Source organism: Paraburkholderia agricolaris (assembly GCF_009455635.1).
GTDB lineage: Bacteria > Pseudomonadota > Gammaproteobacteria > Burkholderiales > Burkholderiaceae > Paraburkholderia > Paraburkholderia agricolaris.
In genome coordinates this window covers 3,862,689-3,881,208 of sequence record NZ_QPER01000002.1, presented here as the reverse complement: position 1 = coordinate 3,881,208, position 18,520 = coordinate 3,862,689, and the positions used below count along the sequence as shown (strand labels likewise).

Here is an 18,520-nt window from a genome sequence, read left to right as displayed (position 1 = left end):
CACGGATACGGACAGGAAAAACCATGAGCAACCTCCACAAGCACCGCTCGCGCACCGTCACCGAAGGCATCACGCGCACACCGCATCGCGCCTTCCTGCGAGCGACCGGTATGGACGACGCCGCGATCGAAAAGCCCTTCGTTGCGATTGTCGATACGTTCGGCGAAAACACGCCGTGCTCGATGTCGCTCGCGGCGGTTTCCGACAACGTGCGCCTCGGTGTCGCGGCGGGCGGCGGTGTGCCGATTCGTGGCTCGGCGATTTCGGTGTCGGACGGCACCTCGATGAACCATTCGGGCATGCGGTTTAGTCTTGTCTCGCGCGAGATCATCGCGGACAGCGTCGAAGTGTTCGTGCGCGCGCATTGCTATGACGCGTTCGTCGGCGTGGCCGGTTGCGACAAGACATTGCCCGGCATTCTGATGGGCATGGTGCGCGTGAACGTGCCGGGCGTGTTTCTGTTCGGCGGCGCGATGCTGCCGGGCATCGCACCGGACGGCACGCAGGCGACGATTCTGACCGCGATCGAGGCGGTCGGCGCGGCGCAACGCGGGGACATGTCGCTCGAAACCTTGCGCGGCATCGAGAAGCGTTGCACGCCGGGCGCGGGATCGTGCCCCGGCCAGTTCACCGCCAACACAATGGCGATGGTCGCCGAAACGCTCGGTCTCGCGCCGCTCGGTTCGGCGATGGTGCCCGCGGTCTACAGCGAGCGCATTGCGATTGCGCGCCGAGCGGGCGAGACCGTCATGAATACGCTGAAAAACGGTGGTCCGCTGCCGCGCGATCTGGTCACGCGCAAGAGCCTGGAAAATGCGTGCGCCGCAGTCGCCGCCACCGGCGGGTCGACCAACGCGGCGCTGCACATCCCGGCGATCGCGCACGAGGCCGGCATCCGCTTTACGTTGGACGATGTGTCCGAGGTACTCGCTCGCACGCCGTTGATCGGCGATCTGCAACCGGGCGGCAAGTATCTCGCGCTGGATCTGTATCACGTCGGCGGCGTGCCGGCGGTGCTGAATGCGCTGCTCGCGGGCGGTTTCCTGCACGGCGATACGTTGACGCAAACCGGCGAAACGCTCGAAACCGCGTTGAAGTCGTTCGCGGGCCCGGATGGCCGTGTTGTCCGTCCGCATAACGAGCCGCTGAGCGAGAACGCCGGGCTGGTGGTGTTGCGCGGCAATCTCGCGCCAGACGGTGCGTGTCTGAAAACTGCCGGCCTGAAATCGCTGGTCTTCAGCGGCACCGCGCGGGTGTTCGAAACCGAAGAGGCATGCATGTCGGTCGTGTCGAAGCGCACCTATCAGGAAGGGGACGTGCTCGTGATCCGCAATGAAGGGCCGAAGGGCGGCCCCGGTATGCGCGAGATGCTCAGCGTGACCGCGGCGATCTACGGCCAGGGCATGGGCGAAAAAGTCGCGCTGCTGACCGACGGACGCTTCTCCGGCGCGACGCGCGGTATGTGCATTGGCTACGTCGGACCGGAAGCGGCGGCGGGGGGCCCGATTCGTTTGCTCAGAGACGGCGATCGGATTCATATCGACGCGCACAAAGGCACGCTCGATGTTGAATTGAGCGACGCGGAACTCGCGCGACGCAATAACGAGGTTGTGCCGTTCACGCGGGGTCGGCTCGGCGGCGTACTGGAGAAATACGAAGCGCTGGTGCGGCCGGCGAATCTCGGCGCGGTGACGCACTCGGGTGCGGTGGAGTGGCCTTATGAAGCGTCGATCGGCGAGAATGAAGCATGAGCGCCGCCGTCGCGCCGGATGCGCCGCGCGTCGGTTTTTGCGGCATCGGCAAGATGGGCGAGCCAATGGCCTGGCGCCTGCTCGCGGCCGGGCATGCGCTGCAGGTGTGGAATCGATCGCCGGCGAAACTGGCGGCGCTGGCGGCAGAGGGCTGTGTCGTCAGCGACTCGCCCCGGCAACTAGCCGAAGCAAGCGACGTCGTGATGCTGTGTCTCGGCGATGGCCCCGCGGTTGAAGACGTCGTGTTCGGCGCACAGGGGCTCGTGCATGCATCGACCGCACCGAGGTTTCTGGTCGACCATTCGACCATCTCGCCCACCGAGACCCGGCGCCTCGCCCAGCGTTGGCACGAACTGACCGGTGGAGCGTGGATCGACGCGCCCGTGTCCGGCGGCACAGCAGGCGCGGTGACAGGCACGCTTGCGATCATGTGCGGCGGCGGCGTGAGCGACATTGCCGCGGTCGAACCGTTGCTGCGCGCCTATGCCTCGCGTGTCACGCGCATGGGCGCGACCGGCGCGGGGCAAGCGACCAAGCTCGCGAACCAGGCAATCGTCGTGACGACCATCGCGGGTATTGCGGAAGCCTGCGTTCTCGCTCAACGCGCCGGCATCGACGCCGCTGCGATGCCGGCCGCCTTGCGAGGCGGTTGGGCCGATTCGGTGCTGCTGCAAACCTTGATGCCGCGAATGCTAACACCGCCGTCGAGTCCATCGGGCACGATCCGGACGATGCTGAAGGATCTCGACGCAGTGGCGGAGTTGGCGCGCGAGGCCAATGCGCCATTGCGCGCGGTCGGCGAGGTGCGCAAGCTTTTGCAGGAAGCGGTCGGTCGGGGACTCGGCGATGAAGACATCTCGCAGATCGTCCGGGTTCTGCTCGATCAGCGCATGACATATGAGCCGGAAACCAACAACGAGGTTTAAGCAGGAGACCACCATGTCCAGTCTTGAATCCGCCAGTCTTTCGGAAGAAACTCCGGCGCGGCTTACCCGCTCGCAATGGCGCATGATCATTCTCGCGAGTCTAGGCGGCGCGCTCGAGTTCTACGATTTCGTCGTCTATGGCATCTTCGCGCAGTTCATCGGCCGTGCATTCTTTCCGATGGACGATCCGATTGTCGGCTTGATGCTTTCGTTCGCGGTGTTCGCAGTCGGTTATCTCTCGCGGCCGGTCGGCGGTATCGTGCTCAGCTATTTCGGCGACAGGTACGGACGCCGGCGCGTGTTTATCGTCTCGGTGATCGTTGTCTCGATGTGCACGATCGGCATGGGTATCGTGCCGACGTACGCGACATGGGGCATCAGCGCCACGCTGTTGATGATCCTGCTGCGTCTCATGCAGGGTTTCTGCCTCGGCGGCGAGTTGCCTGGCTCGATCACCTATGTGGTCGAATCGGTGCCTCGGCGCGCGGGACTCGTGTGCGGCATTGTGTTCTTCTGCGTGAACTCCGGTGTGCTGCTGGCGGCAGCCGTCAATCTCTCGGTGCATAGCTTTCTGAGCGGCGACGACGTCGCGGCGTACGGCTGGCGCATCGCATTTCTGTTCGGCGGTGCAATCGGCCTGTTGAGTTTCTGGCTGCGCCGCAAGCTCGAAGAAACGCCTGCGTTTGCCGAGATGAAGCATCTCGCCGCGAAGCATCCGCTGGCAGAACTGCTGCGTGAGCACTGGCGGCCCGTGTTGCTCGGCATCGGCACGACAGCGGTGGTCGCAGCATTCAATGGCTTGCTGTTCGCGCACATGCCCGCGTACCTCGACCGCGTGTTGCACTACGATCCGCGCCGCGTGGCGATTGGGCAGAACGTCGGTCTCGCGGTGGTGTCGACGGGTATTCTGCTGTCCGGCTGGCTTGGCGACAAACTGCCGAGGCGTTTCGTACTGCGCTTCGGCTCGCTGCTACTTGCCGTGTTGAGCTATCCGTTCTATCTGGCAGCAAGCCGCCATACGACCGACATCGTGCTGCTGCTCGCGCTAGCCGGTGTGGCCGCGTGCCTTGCTAACGGCACGTTCGCCTGCATCATCGCCGACATGTTTCCCACGCGCGTGCGTTTCAGCGGCGTGGCGCTGACCTTCAATGTCAGCTTTACCGTGTTCAGCGGCACCGCGCCGTTGATCGCCACGTGGCTGATTTCGTCGACGGGGAATGTTGCCGCGCCAGCGTATTTCATGGCGGCGTGCGCGGCGCTCTCGCTGGTCGCGAGCTTTGGATTGAAAGCGGTGAGCGGAAAAATCGATTCACGCTCGACCGGTTGATATCGTCCTAAGGATGGTGCCGTTCAACGGCATCATCGTCCCTGTGCCGATTCCGGCAGGCTCCGAAAGCACCTCGCTGATCGCCGCGCGCAATGCCGCCCGGCACACCATCGCTTACCTGGGTATGCAGAATACCCGAGCCTTTCCAAAGGTGAGGGTTTGCGGGAGTGACCTATTCGCGAGCGTCGGCGCCCCGCCCAGCATGCCTTTGCGGCCTGCCCCCAAGCTCGAAAGGTGAGCGTTTTCGGGAGTAGTCGGAGATGTGCTTCGCGCCGAACCCCAACCGCTCCGTGCCAAAGGTGAGACTTTTCGGGAGTACCCACGCGCATCGCACGGTGGCTTTGCTGGCGCTCCCCATATCACGTTCCGCGTTGAAAGAGTTGGGAAGAAATTGGCAACCTTGGGGGCTGTTCCGCGTTTTGAGATGACGTGCCTACAGGGAAGATGGCGACGCGGACGACAAGCGGTCAGCGGATTTGCTATTCCCGCAAGCCATCGCCTGTCTCTGAAAACCGATCGTCTCCTGGAATCAGTTGGATGAGTCAGCACATTCTTTTTGTTGGCGCCGACGGCGGCTTAACGGCCGTGGTGGGCGAATCTTTACGCGGGCAGGGCTGCGGGGTGTCCGCTCGTCCGCATTGCGCGGGGCTAAAGCACGTGATCGAGATGGAGCGGCCGGCGTTGCTGGTGCTCGACATCTCGGCGCCGCACGGCGACGGCCTTGCCGTGTTGCGCGACTTGCGCATGAGCGGCAACGACATGCCGGTGATTTTGCTGTCGGAGAGCCGTAAGGCGATTGATCGGGTGATTGGTCTCGAACTCGGTGCCGACGATTTCATGAGCAAGCCCGCCGACCCTGCCGAACTGCTCGCCCGCATTCGCGTGTTGCTGCGCCGGCGCGGCGCGCTCGCACCAGGCGCGCCGGAAACACGGCCACCCTATCGCTTTGGGCGTTGCGAGCTGAATTTCTCCGCGCGTGAACTGCGCCGCGACAACGAACATTTTGCGTTGCGCAGTTCGGAATTCGCGTTGCTGAAAATCTTCGTCAATCACGCGATGACGGTGCTCACGCGTGTGCAACTCAACGAGAAATTACGCGGCAGTAGCGTATTGCATCAAGGGCGCAGCCTCGATGTATCGATCTGGCGGCTGCGGCGGCTGATCGAGATCGATCCTTCCGAGCCACGCTACGTGCAGACCGTGTGGGGACGCGGCTATGTGTTCGTGCCGCACGGCGAGATTGGGGCGGCCGAACGCGACGCGCTGGTTGCGCCCGGCGTGTGAGTGAGCGAATTAAGGCAGCGGTCCGAGCATTTCGGCGAAGCGCCGCGCTGCTTCGAGACCGAAGCGACTGGGCAGTAATTTCGCGTCGCGATCATGCTGGACGTCAAAACCCATTCGCCATGCAGCAATTCGTTTGCCGTAACAGATCAAGGTATCGAGCGACTGCATGACGAAGACGATAGCCGGCAGCACCTGCCGGTACAGAGCTTCGGCTTGCGCAACGTCGCCGCCGACGAATGCCTGATAGATCCGTTGCTGCCAGTCGAAACAGTCGGGCGCGACGATCATGCCGGCGCATCCGGCACGCAAGTTATCGAGCAACTCCATTCCGCCGCGCCCGTTGAGCACCGGCATCAGATGCCCGACCCGCGCTACCGTCTCCGCAAGCACGATCGACGGCCCTTCCCCCTTGAGCAAACGAAAATTCGGACACTGGGCCGCAAGACGCTCGAGACTTTCCGCGGACAAGCCGACGCCCAGATATTCCGGCGCGTTCTGGATGCCGACCCTTGCGTCGAGTCCGTCCATGACGGCGGCGAAGAAATCGAAATAGAACGCCTCCGGTTGCGGCACTGTACCGGCCGCCAGCGCGGGCGGTTGCAGGATCAGCGAACTGGCGCCTTGCGCAAGCGCATAGTGAGCCAGATCGCGCTGCGACTCGACTGAACTGCCGCTCACCGTCACCATCAGTGGCAGCGTGCCACCGCTATCTTCGATGGCCCAGCGGATGATCTGTTCGCGTTCGGTTTGCGAGAGCTTGTTGACCTCGGTGGCGAGCCCTAGCACCGCGACCCCGGGAGCCTGTGCCCGCACGGCGGCTTTCATTTGCCGGCGCATGGCCGCGCGGTCCAGACGATTGTCGCGATCGAAGAAGGCGTAAAGGATCGGGTATATACCAGCGATGTTGCTGGAATAGGTGGCGGGTTGGTTCATGACTTCGGAGTCCATTACGGGTGAGAGGGCGAGCGCGTTCGGTCGTCACTCGACACGATTGAACCGGCGCCGCCCGGCGTCGTTGACCGAGGGCGCCCCGGCACCTTGCGCTTGACGTTCCGACCGGCGGATGACCGCCTGCATAACGAACGTCATCAGTGCGCCGAACGCGAGGCAGGCAGACAGAAACAGCATTGGCGCAATAACGCTGCCGGTGCGGTCCTTGATCATCGGCACGACGTTCTGAGCGATGAACCCGCCCAGGTTGCCGATCGAGTTGATCGCGGCGAGCCCCGAGGCGGCGCGCGCACCCGTCAGAAACCGGCTGGGCAGGGACCACAACACGGGCTGCCCGGCAAACATGCCGGCTGCCGCGAAGCACAGGCAAACGAACTGCAGCGCGTGGCCGGGCACGAAGACGCTGAGCAACAGGAAAAACGCACCTAACAGCGCGGGCACGACGATGTGCCAGGTCTGCTCATTTCGCGCGACCGAATGGCGTGGCACCCACCAGAGCGCAACGCCGACCATCAGCCAGGGAATGACATTCAGCAGCCCGTTGACGGTGTTGCTGACGCCGAATCCTTTGACAACCGTAGGCAGCCAGTAGCTGAGACCATACGCCGACAGCGGGAAGAACAGGAAGTAGAACGACATGAGCAAGACGCGGCCGTCGAGCAACACCGCGAACGGATTGCCATGAGCTGACGGTGCGACGCGCGCGGCTTCTGTTCGCAACGTGTCAGTCAGCCAGTTCTTCTCGGCTTCGCTCAGGAAGGGCGCGTTTCGCGGCGTCTCGGGCAAGCGCCGCCAGACCACTGCACTCATCAGCACCGCCGCCATGCCTGTGACGACGAACACCCATTGCCAGCCACGCAGACCCAGCAGTCCGTCGAAATCCAGCAGGACACCGCCGATCGGCGCGGCAATCGCATTGGCGAGCGCGCTGCCGATCATGAAATAGCCGACCAGCCTTGCCCGGAAGCGAGCGGGGAACCAGAGCGTCAGGTAGTACAGCACACCAGGATAAAAACCCGCTTCGCAAACGCCGAGCAGAAAACGCAGTATGTAAAGCATCGCCGCGCTATGCGTGAAGCCGAGCGCAACCGTGACCGCGCCCCACGACAACATGATTCGCGCGAACCAGCGACGCGCCCCGACTTTGGCGAGCATGACGTTGCTCGGTATCTCGAACAGCAGATAGCCGATGAAAAACAGCGAAGCGCCTAGACCATAGGCCGCTTCGCTCATGCCGAGATCGGCCACCATTTGCAGCTTGGCGAAACCGATGTTCTGCCGGTCGATATAGGCGATCAGATAGAGCAGGCCGAGCAGCGGCATCAGTTTCAGCGTAGCGCGTTCAATGACCCGATCGCCGTCGACGGCCTCATGTTGCAACTTCATTCCGTCTCCTTGATTTCATGCCGCGGGCGGCCACTGTTCCGGCCGCTGCTGCGCCGGCGCCTTGCGTTTGCTCAATGCGAATCGCGCGGAACTGCCGCGCCGCTCGAACCGACGAGAAACGCCAGATCGGCACCGAGATTCGCCTGCTGAACGGTATCGACATACAACTTGTACCAGCCGCGCGCGGGTGGCGTTGGTGCTTGCCATTCCGCGCGACGGCGCGCCAGCTCCGCCTCGTCGACATCCAGATGCAGGCGCCGCCCGGCGACGTCGAGTTCGATCATGTCGCCGTCGCGAACCAGCGCCAGCGTGCCACCCGCCGCGGCCTCGGGCGCCACGTGCAGCACGACCGCGCCGTATGCCGTGCCGCTCATGCGACCGTCGGAAATGCGCACCATGTCGGTAATGCCCTGCTTCAGAACCTTGGTGGGCAGCGGCATGTTCCCGACCTCGGCGAAGCCCGGATAGCCCTTCGGTCCCGCACCTTTGAGCACCATCACACAACTGGCGTCGATATCGAGATTTTCGTCGTTGATTCGCGCATGCAGGTCTTCGACGTTCTCGAACACCACCGCGCGGCCGCGATGCTGCAGCAGTGCCGGCGTAGCAGCCGAAGGTTTAATGACTGCGCCGTCCACGGCGAGATTGCCTTTTAGTACAGCGATCCCCGCCTTGGGTTTGAACGGCGCGGCAACCGGAAAGATGACTTTGCGGTCGAAGCATTCGGCATGGCTGACGTTCTCCCAGATGCTGCGGCCATTGACCGTCAATGCATCGCGATGCAGCAGTTTCGCTTCACCGAGTTCGCGCAGCACTGCCGGCACGCCACCGGCGTAATAGAAGTCTTCCATCAGGAACTCGCCGGACGGCTGCAGGTTCACGAGGCAGGGAACGTCGGAGCCGCGTTCCCAGTCTTCCAGCTTCAGATCGACGCCGATACGCCCGGCAATCGCGAGCAGGTGCACCACGGCGTTGGTCGACCCGCCGATCGCCGCATTGACGCGGATCGCATTTTCGAACGCCTCACGCGTGAGGATCTTGCTCATCGTCAGGTCTTCACGAACCATTTCGACGATGCGGCGCCCAGCCATATGCGCCAGCACCTGGCGGCGTGCGTCGACGGCAGGAATCGCGGCGTTGTGCGGCAAGCCCATGCCAAGCGCCTCGACCATGGAGGCCATGGTCGAGGCCGTGCCCATGGTCATGCAGTGGCCGCGCGAACGGTTCATGCAGCTTTCCGCCTCGATGAACTGCGTCATATCGAGCGTGCCCGCGCGCACCTGTTCCGACATCTGCCAGACGCCCGTGCCCGAGCCAATGGTTTCGCCACGGTAACGGCCGTTCAGCATCGGGCCGCCCGAGACGGCCAGCGCGGGCAAATCGCACGAGGCCGCGCCCATCAGCAGCGCGGGCGTGGTCTTGTCACAACCGCAGAGCAGGATCACGCCGTCGATCGGATTGCCGCGAATCGATTCTTCGACGTCCATTGACGCGAGGTTGCGGAACAGCATAGCGGTGGGGCGCAAATTCGATTCGCCCAACGACATGACCGGAAATTCCAGTGGGAATCCGCCCGCTTCGTAAACCCCTTTCTTGACGTATTCGGCGAGTTCGCGAAAGTGCGCATTGCAGGGGGTCAATTCCGACCACGTATTGCAGATGCCGATCACGGGGCGGCCGTCGAACAGATGATGGGGTAGACCCTGATTTTTCATCCACGAGCGATGAATGAAACCGTCTTTGTCGGCCTTGCCGAACCAGGCCTGGCTGCGCAGCGCCTTCTTGGGTGGGGTGCTCATGATCGTCTCCTCGGTAACGCCTTTGTGGAATTGGCGGATGGCCCGCTTATTCCAGCTTTTTGAACAGGCGGTGTAGCCAGAAAGAAGCATTGTTGCCGGTTAACTTTATGAGCGGCACGGCGCTACGTCAACTTATGCAGGGACGTCCCACATATAAGGGCGGTTTTTATTTATCTCTGAATTAGCGATACTAATTAATACAAAAATGCATTCACATTGTGCTGCTGAAGCACTGCACGTTGTGTGGATTTCGGGAGAAGAGCCGGGCGAGATGCAATGATCTCGCCGGCGTGCGATACGTTGCTATGCGTTACGATAGGACGGCTTATCCGCCGAAAGGTGAGGGTTTACGGGAGCAGAGAAGCCCTGGTTCAGCCTTGCTTTGCCACCTCGCGAATGTCGGCCACCGGCGTTTGCCCGAATGCATCGCTGAAGGCGTAGTCGAGCACCTGGGTCGCGCATTGTTCAGGCGTCGAAAGCTGCCCATTGCGCTTGAGGTCTTCGAATTTTTCGCGCATCGGGAACTGTTCGGTGCCGCTGCCGCGAATTTCCGCCTGCATATTCGTATCGATGACGCCCGGCGCCAGGCTGCAGATACGCAGCGCACGATTCGCGTCGAGTGTGACGGCGCGCGCGTGATGATCGAGGGCGGCCTTGGTTGCGCAGTAGATGCTCCAACCCGGATACGCGTTGCGCGCCGCGCCGCTCGAGATATGCACGATGCGCCGATCGGTCGCGTCGGTGCTGGCGGCGGCGAGCGCGCTTGCCAGCATGAGCGGCGTGGCGACGTTCAGACTCACGGCGGTGGCGATGTCCGCGGCGTTCTGGCCTTCGATCGGGCCGATCGGCTGAACCATGCCCGCGTTGTTGATCAGCAGTACGCTTTGCGCACCGCTGACGAAGTTGCGCAGAGCCTCGGTTGCGACCCACTGCGCGACGCGGGTGGGATCGGCGAGTTCGAGTTCGATTTCTTCGAGCAGTGCCGGGAAACGCGCTTTAAGCGTGGCATGACGCGAGCGGGACAAACCCAGCACCGCGACGCCGCGCGCCAGCATTTGTTCAGCAAGGGCTGCACCGAGGCCGCGCGTGTGGCCGGTAACGATCGCGCGGATGGGAGAGGAGGTGGACATGTCGTTCCTTGTGATCGTTGGCTTGAGAAGAGCGTTATTTTCGCACGCAACGTTTGGTGCTTGCAGCGAGGCTGATTGTCAGGTTGCGTTCGGGCGATCCCGCCGCCGCAACGCTGCTCCCTTCTTATCCCCTTCGCACCTTCCTCGGGCAGATCAGGTGGAGCGAAAGCGCTCGCGATACTGCATCGGCGTGACGCCGATCCGCTTCATGAAGACAATGCGCATCCGATCCGCGGTGCCGAAGCCGCAATCGTAGGCGATCGTTTTGAGCGCCGCGCCGCTGCTTTCGAGTTGTTTGCGCGCCGCATCCACGCGGGCACGCTCGACAAACTCGTGCGGCGTCACCTGGGTTTCCTGCACGAACACGCGTGCGAAATTCCGTGCGCTCATTCCCGCCACATCCGCCAGTTGTTGAACCGTGAAGCGCTCGCGAATCCGCTCCATGACATGCGCCTGTACTTTGGCGACTGGCGAAGTCTCATCGGCGGGGGCGGTCAGATACGGGCTGAACTGCGATTGGCCCCCTTGCCGCTGGGCGAAGACCACCAGCCGTTTGGCGACGGCGAGCGCCGTGTGCGGGCCGTGGTCCTCCGCGACTAATGCAAGCGCCAGATCGATGCCTGCCGTCACGCCCGCGGATGTGACCAGGTTGCCGTCGCGCAGATAGATCCGGTCGAAATCGACATGTGCTCGCGGAAACTGCGCGGCGAGTTGTGCCGCGTGCTGCCAGTGCGTCGTGACATGGCGCGCGTCGAGCAGTCCGGCATGGCCGAGCGCGAACGCGCCGGTGCAGACCGAACCAAAACGCTCGCACTGCGTGGCGGCGCGCGATAGCCATTCCAGCAAACGTGAGTCGGGCGCGGCGCCTTCGGGCAGCGCGGGGCCGCCGGCAACCAGCGCAAGATCAAACGGGCGATGCGCCTGGTCGAACGTCGCATCGGCGACGAGCGTCATGCCGTTGGACGCACGCAATGGACCGGGCTGCGCGCTAAGGAGCGTGACCTCATAGTGATCTTGCGGTGCGAGGAACCGATTGGCTTCGGAAAACACATCGACTGGACCGGCCACGTCGAGCGCTTGCACGCCGGAAAAAATCGCAATCGCAACGGTGGGCATCGAGTGATTTCCTTTGACGGTGGACGGAATCCGCACGCTGCGGCAGTCAACGCGGTGCGTTTGGCAGGGTTCAGCGGCCCATGGTGATTGCCCGCGACAGCGCGCCGGCCAATACTGAAGCTCATCGGACGCGCTGCCTGAACGGTCAGAGCAGCATCGCGGTCCAGCATACCAAACGCGCTATTCACTCACCAGGACCGCGCGTCAGGTTCACTCGAGTCTTTCATGGAGCACTTAACATGACCACGATCGCAGGCATCAAGATCCCCGACAGCATGATGACGCGCGAAGCCACGCAACTCGTGCGCGATACCGAAACCGAACTGCTGTACCACCATTCGCGGCGCGTGTTCCTGTTCGGTTCGCTGGCCGGCGCGCGCAAGCAACTCAAGTACGACCCCGAACTGCTGTACATCGGCGCGATGTTTCATGACATGGGGCTTGTCGCACCGTATAGCAGCGAGCATGACCGCTTCGAGGTGGACGGCGCGAACGCGGCGCGTGACTTTTTGCAGCGCCACGGCATTGGCGAAGACGATATCGAGCAGGTGTGGAATTCGATTGCGCTGCACACCACGCCTGGGATTCCACAATATATGAAGCCGGTGGTAGCGCTGGTCACGGCCGGCGTGGAGATGGACGTGCTGGGCCTCGCTTACGACGAGTTCACCGAGCAGCAGCGTCATGAGGTTACGCATGCCCACCCGCGTGGCGCGCATTTCAAGGAAGGCATCATCGACGCATTCGCGCATGGCACGATTCATAAACCGGAGACGACCTTCGGCAACGTGAAGGCAGACGTGCTGGCGCTGAAAGACCCGCATTACCATCGGGAAAATTTCTGCACGATGATTCTGGGCTCGGCGTGGAAGGATTAATTAGTCGGCGCGCAACGGCGAAAGTGACAGCCGCACACAAGAAAGTTCATCGACACTAAATTCATTTAGCGTGTCATTTCCAGTAAGTGCAAGCGACTAAACCCCTGAAACACCCGGACGATCGTGCATGGCGGCCAGCCCCGGGTGTTGCATCCTCAGAACCGGCACGTGCAGTGGGTCGACCACGGCAAGCCAGTCTGAGTACTGAACGTTGCTTATGTAGCCCTTGTTTAAGGCGGGCTACTCACGTAAGACTGGAGATGACATGAAATCGATCCGAGCCGTACTGATGTGCGGACTGTTGCCGCTCGCACTTGCAGCGGGTTCTGTGCAAGCCCAAGGAATAGGACGTGCCGGCACCTATCTGATGCCGCCCGAGTACAGCATGATGATGGACAAGCTGACGCCTGAACAGCGCACTCAGGCGATCGCCATCCAGCAGAAAATGATGCAGATGGACATGGAGTATCAGGACACGATGGCGCAGATGGAGATGAAGCATGCGCACGAGATGATGCAGATGCAAAGTCAACTGCTCGATATTTTCAAAGGCCATTGAGCCCACCACGGTTCGACCGGCACGCGTCTCGACTCATCGCAGACGCGTACCGGTCATCCTCTGCCATGCAGGGCCGCGATTTCCTGCAAATCGAGATCCCGCTCAAGCACGGTTAGCAGTTCATCATGAATCAACCCTGACCGGTGCATCCGCAACAACTCGCGGCGACCAGCCGCCACGGCGGCAAGCACGACGTCGTAATGCGCGGATCGAACATCGGAGGGATATTCCGTCACATCCTGGTAGGTTTCGGTCATCCGTGCCCGATAGCTATATTGTTCCAGCAGGCGCGGATGAATCACTTGTCCCTGGGCGTCGTGCACGAGCGGTTGGATCGCTGCAAGCTGCGTCGCTTCGAGCCTTGCCCATGCCTGAGGTTCGGTCAAATGCTGCTCATTTCTCTCGGAGGCGTGATCGGGATTGATCCAGCGAATCAGCGGTCCGATCGTTGTGCCTTGACCCAGCACCGTTACCAGAATGACCGCGAACGAAGCGACCAGAATCAGATCGCGCCCGGGCAGCGCTTCGGGCAACGAGAGCGCGATTGCCAGTGTCACCACGCCACGCATGCCGGCCCAACTCGTCACGGTCGCCGAGCGCCAGTCGAGCGCAATGTTTGCGCGCTGCATCAGCTTGCAGACCAGTCCCTTCAACATTTCGACGGCGAACACCCACACGAAGCGCGATAACACGACTGCCGCGATCACCGCGCCAACGGCCGGGGCCAACGCAGCCAGCGTGTCGCCGACCCCGCCCAGCCGCACGATTACGCTGCGTAGTGACAGCCCGATGAGAATAAAAACCAGCGCTTCCATCAGGAAGATCAGGATCTGCCAGAACGCTGTGCCGCGTGTACGCACCGAAGCCGAGAAGATTTCATGCTGGTGCCAGCCGAGCACCATGCCGCAACTGACGGTGGCGATCACACCTGACACGTCGAGTATGTCGCCCGCGATATAGCTGATCCACGCGGAAAGTACGGATGCGGTGATGATCAGGTACGCGTCGTCGAGATAGCGCAGCAACCTGACGACCACAAAGCCGACTGCGATGCCCACCGCGACGCCACCCAGTCCGAGCACCGCAAACCGTCCGATCGCATGTTGTGCGCTGAACGTGCCCGTCAACGTGGCCGCGACGGCGAAGCGGAACAGGACAATGCCGGCGGCGTCGTTGAGCAGGCTCTCGCCTTCGAGTAGCACCATCAACCGGCGTGGTAACGCGACGCGTTCGAGCACGGCTTTTGCCGCGACGGCGTCAGGTGGCGAGACGATTGCGCCGAGCGCGAAGCATGCTCCCCACGGGAGCGCCGGCACGACCCAATGGACGACCAGGCCGACCGTCAGGGTCGTGAAGGCAACGGCGCCGACTGCGAGCAGCAGGATGCCGCCGAGATTGCGCTTGAACTCGTCCCATACGGAGAAGTAGGCGCCGTCCATGAGGAGTGGCGGCAGGAACACGATCAGGACCAGTTCAGGATCGAGGTTGATGGGGGGCAGGCCCGGCACGAACGCCATTGCGGCGCCGCCGACCAGAAGCGCTGCGGCGGGCGGCAGACGTAGCCGCTTGGCCAGCAGTTCGAGGCCGACCATCGCGGCGAGCGACAGCAGGACGAGTTTGAAAGCCATGACGGAGGACATGCGGGGGCCTCGACGAGTGGCAAAGGGTGGGGTTTCTTTTTAACACAGGGCGGGGCTTCTGCCTGCGGTTGAGCCTGTGGGGGATACGTGTGCGGTATCAAAGACTTGGCTTGTCTGTGCGCTGGTTGTCCACAGGCTTGGGCACAAATTGTGTGGACAAGTTTTTTTGCCTTTGCGGCGCTTGGTTTGGTTGTGGCTTTAGGGGTGTTGGCCTTTCCTTGCTTTGTTAGTGGTCTATTAGTGTTGCCCCTGTGCGGGGCGGTTTCAAAATACAAGTGCAACAGCCTCAGTTAGGATGCGTTGCATGGGAAAAATATACGAACATCTGAGCGTCGAAGAGCGCGGCGTGATCTTTGCGATGAAGATGGAGAATCGCAAATCAAGCGAGATTGCGCTCGCTTTGCAGCGCTCGCGCAGCACGATCAGTCGGGAGTTGAGGCGCAATAACTGGAAGCCGAAGCACGAACGCGGCGCACTGGGCAGGCCGCCGGTTGCGGGTGGATACAATGCAACATCGGCCGGGCGCAGGGCTGCACAGCTTCGTCATAAGCCGCGTCGCGAACGCAAGCTACAGCCTGAAGGAGCCCTGTGGGCTGAAGTGCGTCAGCATCTGGACGAGTGTCACTCGCCCGAACAGATTTCTGCCGAACTCAAACGTACCCATCCAGACGAACCTGCCTTGAATGCCTCACACGAAACCATCTACAACGCCATCTACGCCATGCCGCGTGGAGAACTCAAGCGCGAGTTGGTGGGTCTGTTAAGACAGGGGCGTAGCACGCGCAAGCCGCGCACGCGAGGCGAAGACCGACGGGGCAAACTGGTCGATATGGCTAGCATCCATATCCGGCCTCCGGAGGCCAATGAGCGGCGGATTGCCGGACATTGGGAGGGGGATCTGATCAAGGGTGCGGGCAACCGTTCGGCAGTGGGCACACTGATCGATCGCAGCACGCTGTTCGTGATGCTGGTGAAGATGGAGGACAGCACCGCCGAAGCCGCGCTCAAGGCGTACAGTGCGGCGTTTGCGCCGCTCGATCCGGATTTGCTGAAGACCCTGACTTACGATCAGGGCAAGGAAATGGCGCTACACAAGAAGCTGGCCGAAACAACCGGTATCAAGGTGTATTTCTGTGATCCGCATAGTCCCTGGCAACGCGGTATCTGCGAGAACACCAATGGGTTGCTGCGCCAGTTCCTGCCGAAGGGCGTGGACCTGTCAAAGTTCACGCAGCGCGAACTCGATGCCATCGCGCTGAACCTGAATCGGCGACCTCGCAAAACACTCGGCTGGCGCCGGCCCGGCGAGGTCTTCATTGATAACTGCGCCAGACAGGGAATTGTTATCGACCCGGCTGTTGCACTTGGTATTTGAAACCGCCCTACTTTTCTTTGCGGCCGGCAAAGAAAAGTAGGTGCTGCCCCGCACAGGGGGAACGCTAATAGACCACTAACAATTCAAGGAAAGGCCAAAAGACAAACAGACCACGAACAAGGCAACCCCAAAGACCCAGCTCAACAACAAACCCGCCGGGCAGGCTCAAGCCTTCAACACCGAAGCCGCCACTTCCTCCCTCGATTGCACTTGCAAAACCGCATCCCTCTTATCCAGCAAATGCTGCCGAAGAATCGCGCTCAACTTCTTCCCATCCCGCGCCTCAAGCGCCTTCAACATCTCATCATGATCATGAATCGCGCTATCCCACTTAGGGATCTGAAAATTCGACCGGAACCGCAACGCCTGCAAGCGCCGATTCACAGCAACGTAAGTCTGCCGCAGTGCTGAATTCCTCGCCGCTTCATTGATCTTGTCGTGAATCGCCTGGTTGCGGCTGTAGTACCCAGCCAGATCGTTCTGCGTGCGGCAAGCAAGCATCGCGTAGTGCAACGCCTTGATCTCAGCGAGTTCGGCAGCCGTCATCCGCTCCGCCGCCAGTTCGCCCGAAAAAGCCTCCAGACCACTCATCAACTCAAAGGTCTCGCGCAACTCCGCTTCCGACATCTTCGACACCGACGCACCGCGGTTCGGTGAAATCTCGATCAGCCCTTCGGCGGCGAGCACCTTCAACGCCTCCCGCAACGGCGTGCGCGAAATCCCCAGCGTCTCGCATAACTCGCGCTCGTTCAGTTTCTTGCCCGGCTCTAGCACCCCCTCGACGATAAAACGGCGAATGTGCTCCACCACCGTGTCGTGCAAGCGCTGACGCTCAACCTTCGGCATCAGCGGGGACGCGGCCACACCCGCATCGAAATCCGAATTTTGCATACAAAAACCCTCAACATCGTGTTAGGCAGGATTTTAGCGGAAGCATCCAGATTAGTTAATAGCACGGGTAAACACCGGTATCGACAGGCAATTTTCGCCTTGGATTCGTCACGGATCGTCTGATATAGTTTTTTGAATGCAAAATTCAATCGGAGGAGCCCAATGCTCAAGCTAGACTTTCACCCCGCTGGCCGTCACTTCCTGCAGATCCCGGGTCCGAGCCCGGTGCCCGATCGCATTCTCCGTGCGATGAGCTACCCGACGATCGATCACCGCGGCCCCGAGTTCGGCGAACTCGGTCTGAAGGTGCTCGAAGGCATCAAGAAAATCTTCAAGACGCAACACCCGGTGGTGATCTATCCGGCTTCCGGTACCGGCGCCTGGGAAGCGGCGCTGTCGAACACGCTCAGCCCCGGCGACAACGTATTGATGTTCGAAACCGGTCACTTCGCCACGCTGTGGAAAAAGATGGCGGAAAGCCTCGGGCTGAAGCCGGAGTTCCTCGGTCTGCCTGGCATCGAAGGCTGGCGTCGTGGTGTGCAGCCGAACATGATCGAGGAGCGCCTGCGCGCCGACACGCAGCACGCGATCAAGGCAGTGTGTGTGGTCCACAACGAAACCTCCACGGGCGTCACCTCGGATATCGCCGCCGTGCGCCGCGCGATCGACGCCGCCGGGCACCCGGCGCTGCTGCTGGTCGACACGATCTCGGGTCTCGCCTGCGCCGACTATCGCCATGACGAATGGGGCGTCGACGTCACCGTGTCGGGCTCGCAAAAGGGTTTGATGCTGCCGCCGGGCATCAGCTTCAACGCGATCTCGCCGAAGGCGGTGGCCGCCAGCAAGCAGGCCAGATTGCCGCGCAGCTTCTGGGACTGGACCGACATCGTCGAGATGAACAAGACCGGCTACTGGCCGTACACGCCGAACACGAACCTGCTGTACGGGCTCAACGAGGCGCTGGAGATGATTCTCGGCGAAGGGCTCGATAACGTTTTCGCCCGTCATGAGCGCCTCGCCGAAGCCACCCGCCGCGCGGTTCGCGCGTGGGGTCTGGAGATCCAGTGTGCGGACCCCGCCGTGTATAGCCCGGTGCTGACCGGCGTGATGATGCCGGATGGTATCGATGCCGACGCGGTGCGCAAGGTCATCTACGAACGCTTCGACATGTCGCTCGGCACGGGCCTCGGCAAGATGAAAGGCCGCATGTTCCGCATCGGCCATCTGGGCGACTGCAACGACCTGATGCTGCTGGCAACACTGGCCGGTTGCGAAATGGGCCTGCGGCTCGCGGGCGTGCCGCTCAAGGAAAGCGGCTTGCCTGCCGCTATGGAGTGGCTGAGCCAGCCGACTCAGGCCTCGGGACTGAAAGCCGCAGCTTAAGCACCTTCAGCACCTGAGCACTCAGGCGCATCTCGCAGCAGGGGAAGGCGGGGAGCACTTCCCTCACGAAACCGCGCATAGAACGCGGCTCATGAACAACAAGCGATATTCCCGCGGCGCAGAC

15 protein-coding genes are annotated in these 18,520 nt (G+C 61.9%); 8 read left to right on the top strand and 7 right to left on the bottom strand.

What is annotated here, in order from left to right:
- Positions 1 to 23: 23 nt before the first annotated feature.
- From ilvD to GH665_RS38490, 4 genes are all read left to right on the top strand, one after another.
- Positions 24 to 1,751: a dihydroxy-acid dehydratase gene (gene ilvD, locus GH665_RS38505; RefSeq protein ID WP_153142204.1), complete on the top strand. Its 1,728-nt coding sequence runs from the start codon at positions 24 to 26 to the stop codon at positions 1,749 to 1,751.
- A complete protein-coding gene (locus GH665_RS38500; protein ID WP_153142203.1) occupies positions 1,748 to 2,677 on the top strand; it encodes an NAD(P)-dependent oxidoreductase in 930 nt (309 codons plus the stop codon). Before ilvD ends, GH665_RS38500 begins: the two co-directional genes overlap by 4 nt.
- 13 nt (positions 2,678 to 2,690) lie before the next feature.
- Positions 2,691 to 4,004 (top strand): MFS transporter, encoded by a 1,314-nt coding sequence (locus GH665_RS38495; RefSeq protein WP_153142202.1) that lies wholly within the window; start codon positions 2,691 to 2,693, stop codon positions 4,002 to 4,004.
- A 537-nt stretch (positions 4,005 to 4,541) separates the two neighbouring features.
- The gene (locus GH665_RS38490; protein WP_153142201.1) at positions 4,542 to 5,288 is read left to right on the top strand and encodes a winged helix-turn-helix domain-containing protein; all 747 of its coding nucleotides are present in this window, start codon (positions 4,542 to 4,544) and stop codon (positions 5,286 to 5,288) included.
- A 9-nt stretch (positions 5,289 to 5,297) separates the two neighbouring features.
- Here the strand turns inward: GH665_RS38490 and GH665_RS38485 are convergent, their stop codons facing one another.
- The 5 genes from GH665_RS38485 to GH665_RS38465 all read right to left on the bottom strand — a co-directional run bounded on the left by GH665_RS38485 (position 5,298) and on the right by GH665_RS38465 (position 11,670).
- Positions 5,298 to 6,221 (bottom strand): dihydrodipicolinate synthase family protein, encoded by a 924-nt coding sequence (locus tag GH665_RS38485; protein ID WP_174771784.1) that lies wholly within the window; start codon positions 6,219 to 6,221, stop codon positions 5,298 to 5,300.
- Positions 6,222 to 6,266: 45 nt separating this feature from the next.
- A complete protein-coding gene (locus tag GH665_RS38480) occupies positions 6,267 to 7,625 on the bottom strand; it encodes an MFS transporter (RefSeq protein ID WP_153142200.1) in 1,359 nt (452 codons plus the stop codon).
- Positions 7,626 to 7,696: 71 nt separating this feature from the next.
- Positions 7,697 to 9,424, bottom strand: coding sequence for an IlvD/Edd family dehydratase (locus GH665_RS38475; protein WP_153142199.1), 1,728 nt, complete (start codon positions 9,422 to 9,424; stop codon positions 7,697 to 7,699).
- Between the two features lie 371 nt (positions 9,425 to 9,795).
- Positions 9,796 to 10,554, bottom strand: coding sequence for an SDR family oxidoreductase (locus tag GH665_RS38470; protein WP_153142198.1), 759 nt, complete (start codon positions 10,552 to 10,554; stop codon positions 9,796 to 9,798).
- A gap of 153 nt (positions 10,555 to 10,707) precedes the next feature.
- Positions 10,708 to 11,670, bottom strand: a complete 963-nt coding sequence (locus GH665_RS38465) for a GlxA family transcriptional regulator (RefSeq protein ID WP_153142197.1) — start codon at positions 11,668 to 11,670, stop codon at positions 10,708 to 10,710.
- Positions 11,671 to 11,909: 239 nt separating this feature from the next.
- Between GH665_RS38465 and GH665_RS38460 the strand changes: the two genes are divergently transcribed.
- The gene (locus GH665_RS38460; RefSeq protein ID WP_153142196.1) at positions 11,910 to 12,548 is read left to right on the top strand and encodes an HD domain-containing protein; all 639 of its coding nucleotides are present in this window, start codon (positions 11,910 to 11,912) and stop codon (positions 12,546 to 12,548) included.
- 265 nt (positions 12,549 to 12,813) lie between these two features.
- Positions 12,814 to 13,107 (top strand): hypothetical protein, encoded by a 294-nt coding sequence (locus GH665_RS38455; RefSeq protein ID WP_028196015.1) that lies wholly within the window; start codon positions 12,814 to 12,816, stop codon positions 13,105 to 13,107.
- Positions 13,108 to 13,160: 53 nt separating this feature from the next.
- Here the strand turns inward: GH665_RS38455 and GH665_RS38450 are convergent, their stop codons facing one another.
- A complete protein-coding gene (locus GH665_RS38450; protein WP_153142195.1) occupies positions 13,161 to 14,747 on the bottom strand; it encodes a Na+/H+ antiporter in 1,587 nt (528 codons plus the stop codon).
- Between the two features lie 304 nt (positions 14,748 to 15,051).
- On the opposite strand from GH665_RS38450, the gene GH665_RS38445 reads away from it, so the two are divergent.
- Positions 15,052 to 16,122: an IS30 family transposase gene (locus tag GH665_RS38445; RefSeq protein ID WP_153135631.1), complete on the top strand. Its 1,071-nt coding sequence runs from the start codon at positions 15,052 to 15,054 to the stop codon at positions 16,120 to 16,122.
- A 165-nt stretch (positions 16,123 to 16,287) separates the two neighbouring features.
- On the opposite strand, the gene GH665_RS38440 is transcribed toward GH665_RS38445, so the two are convergent.
- Positions 16,288 to 17,013 carry a GntR family transcriptional regulator gene (locus GH665_RS38440; RefSeq protein ID WP_030102283.1) on the bottom strand — a complete coding sequence of 242 codons (726 nt, stop codon included), beginning with the start codon at positions 17,011 to 17,013 and terminating at the stop codon, positions 16,288 to 16,290.
- Positions 17,014 to 17,175: 162 nt separating this feature from the next.
- On the opposite strand from GH665_RS38440, the gene GH665_RS38435 reads away from it, so the two are divergent.
- On the top strand, positions 17,176 to 18,396 hold the full coding sequence (locus GH665_RS38435) for a pyridoxal-phosphate-dependent aminotransferase family protein (RefSeq protein ID WP_030102282.1): 1,221 nt from the start codon (positions 17,176 to 17,178) through the stop codon (positions 18,394 to 18,396).
- Positions 18,397 to 18,520: the final 124 nt, after the last annotated feature.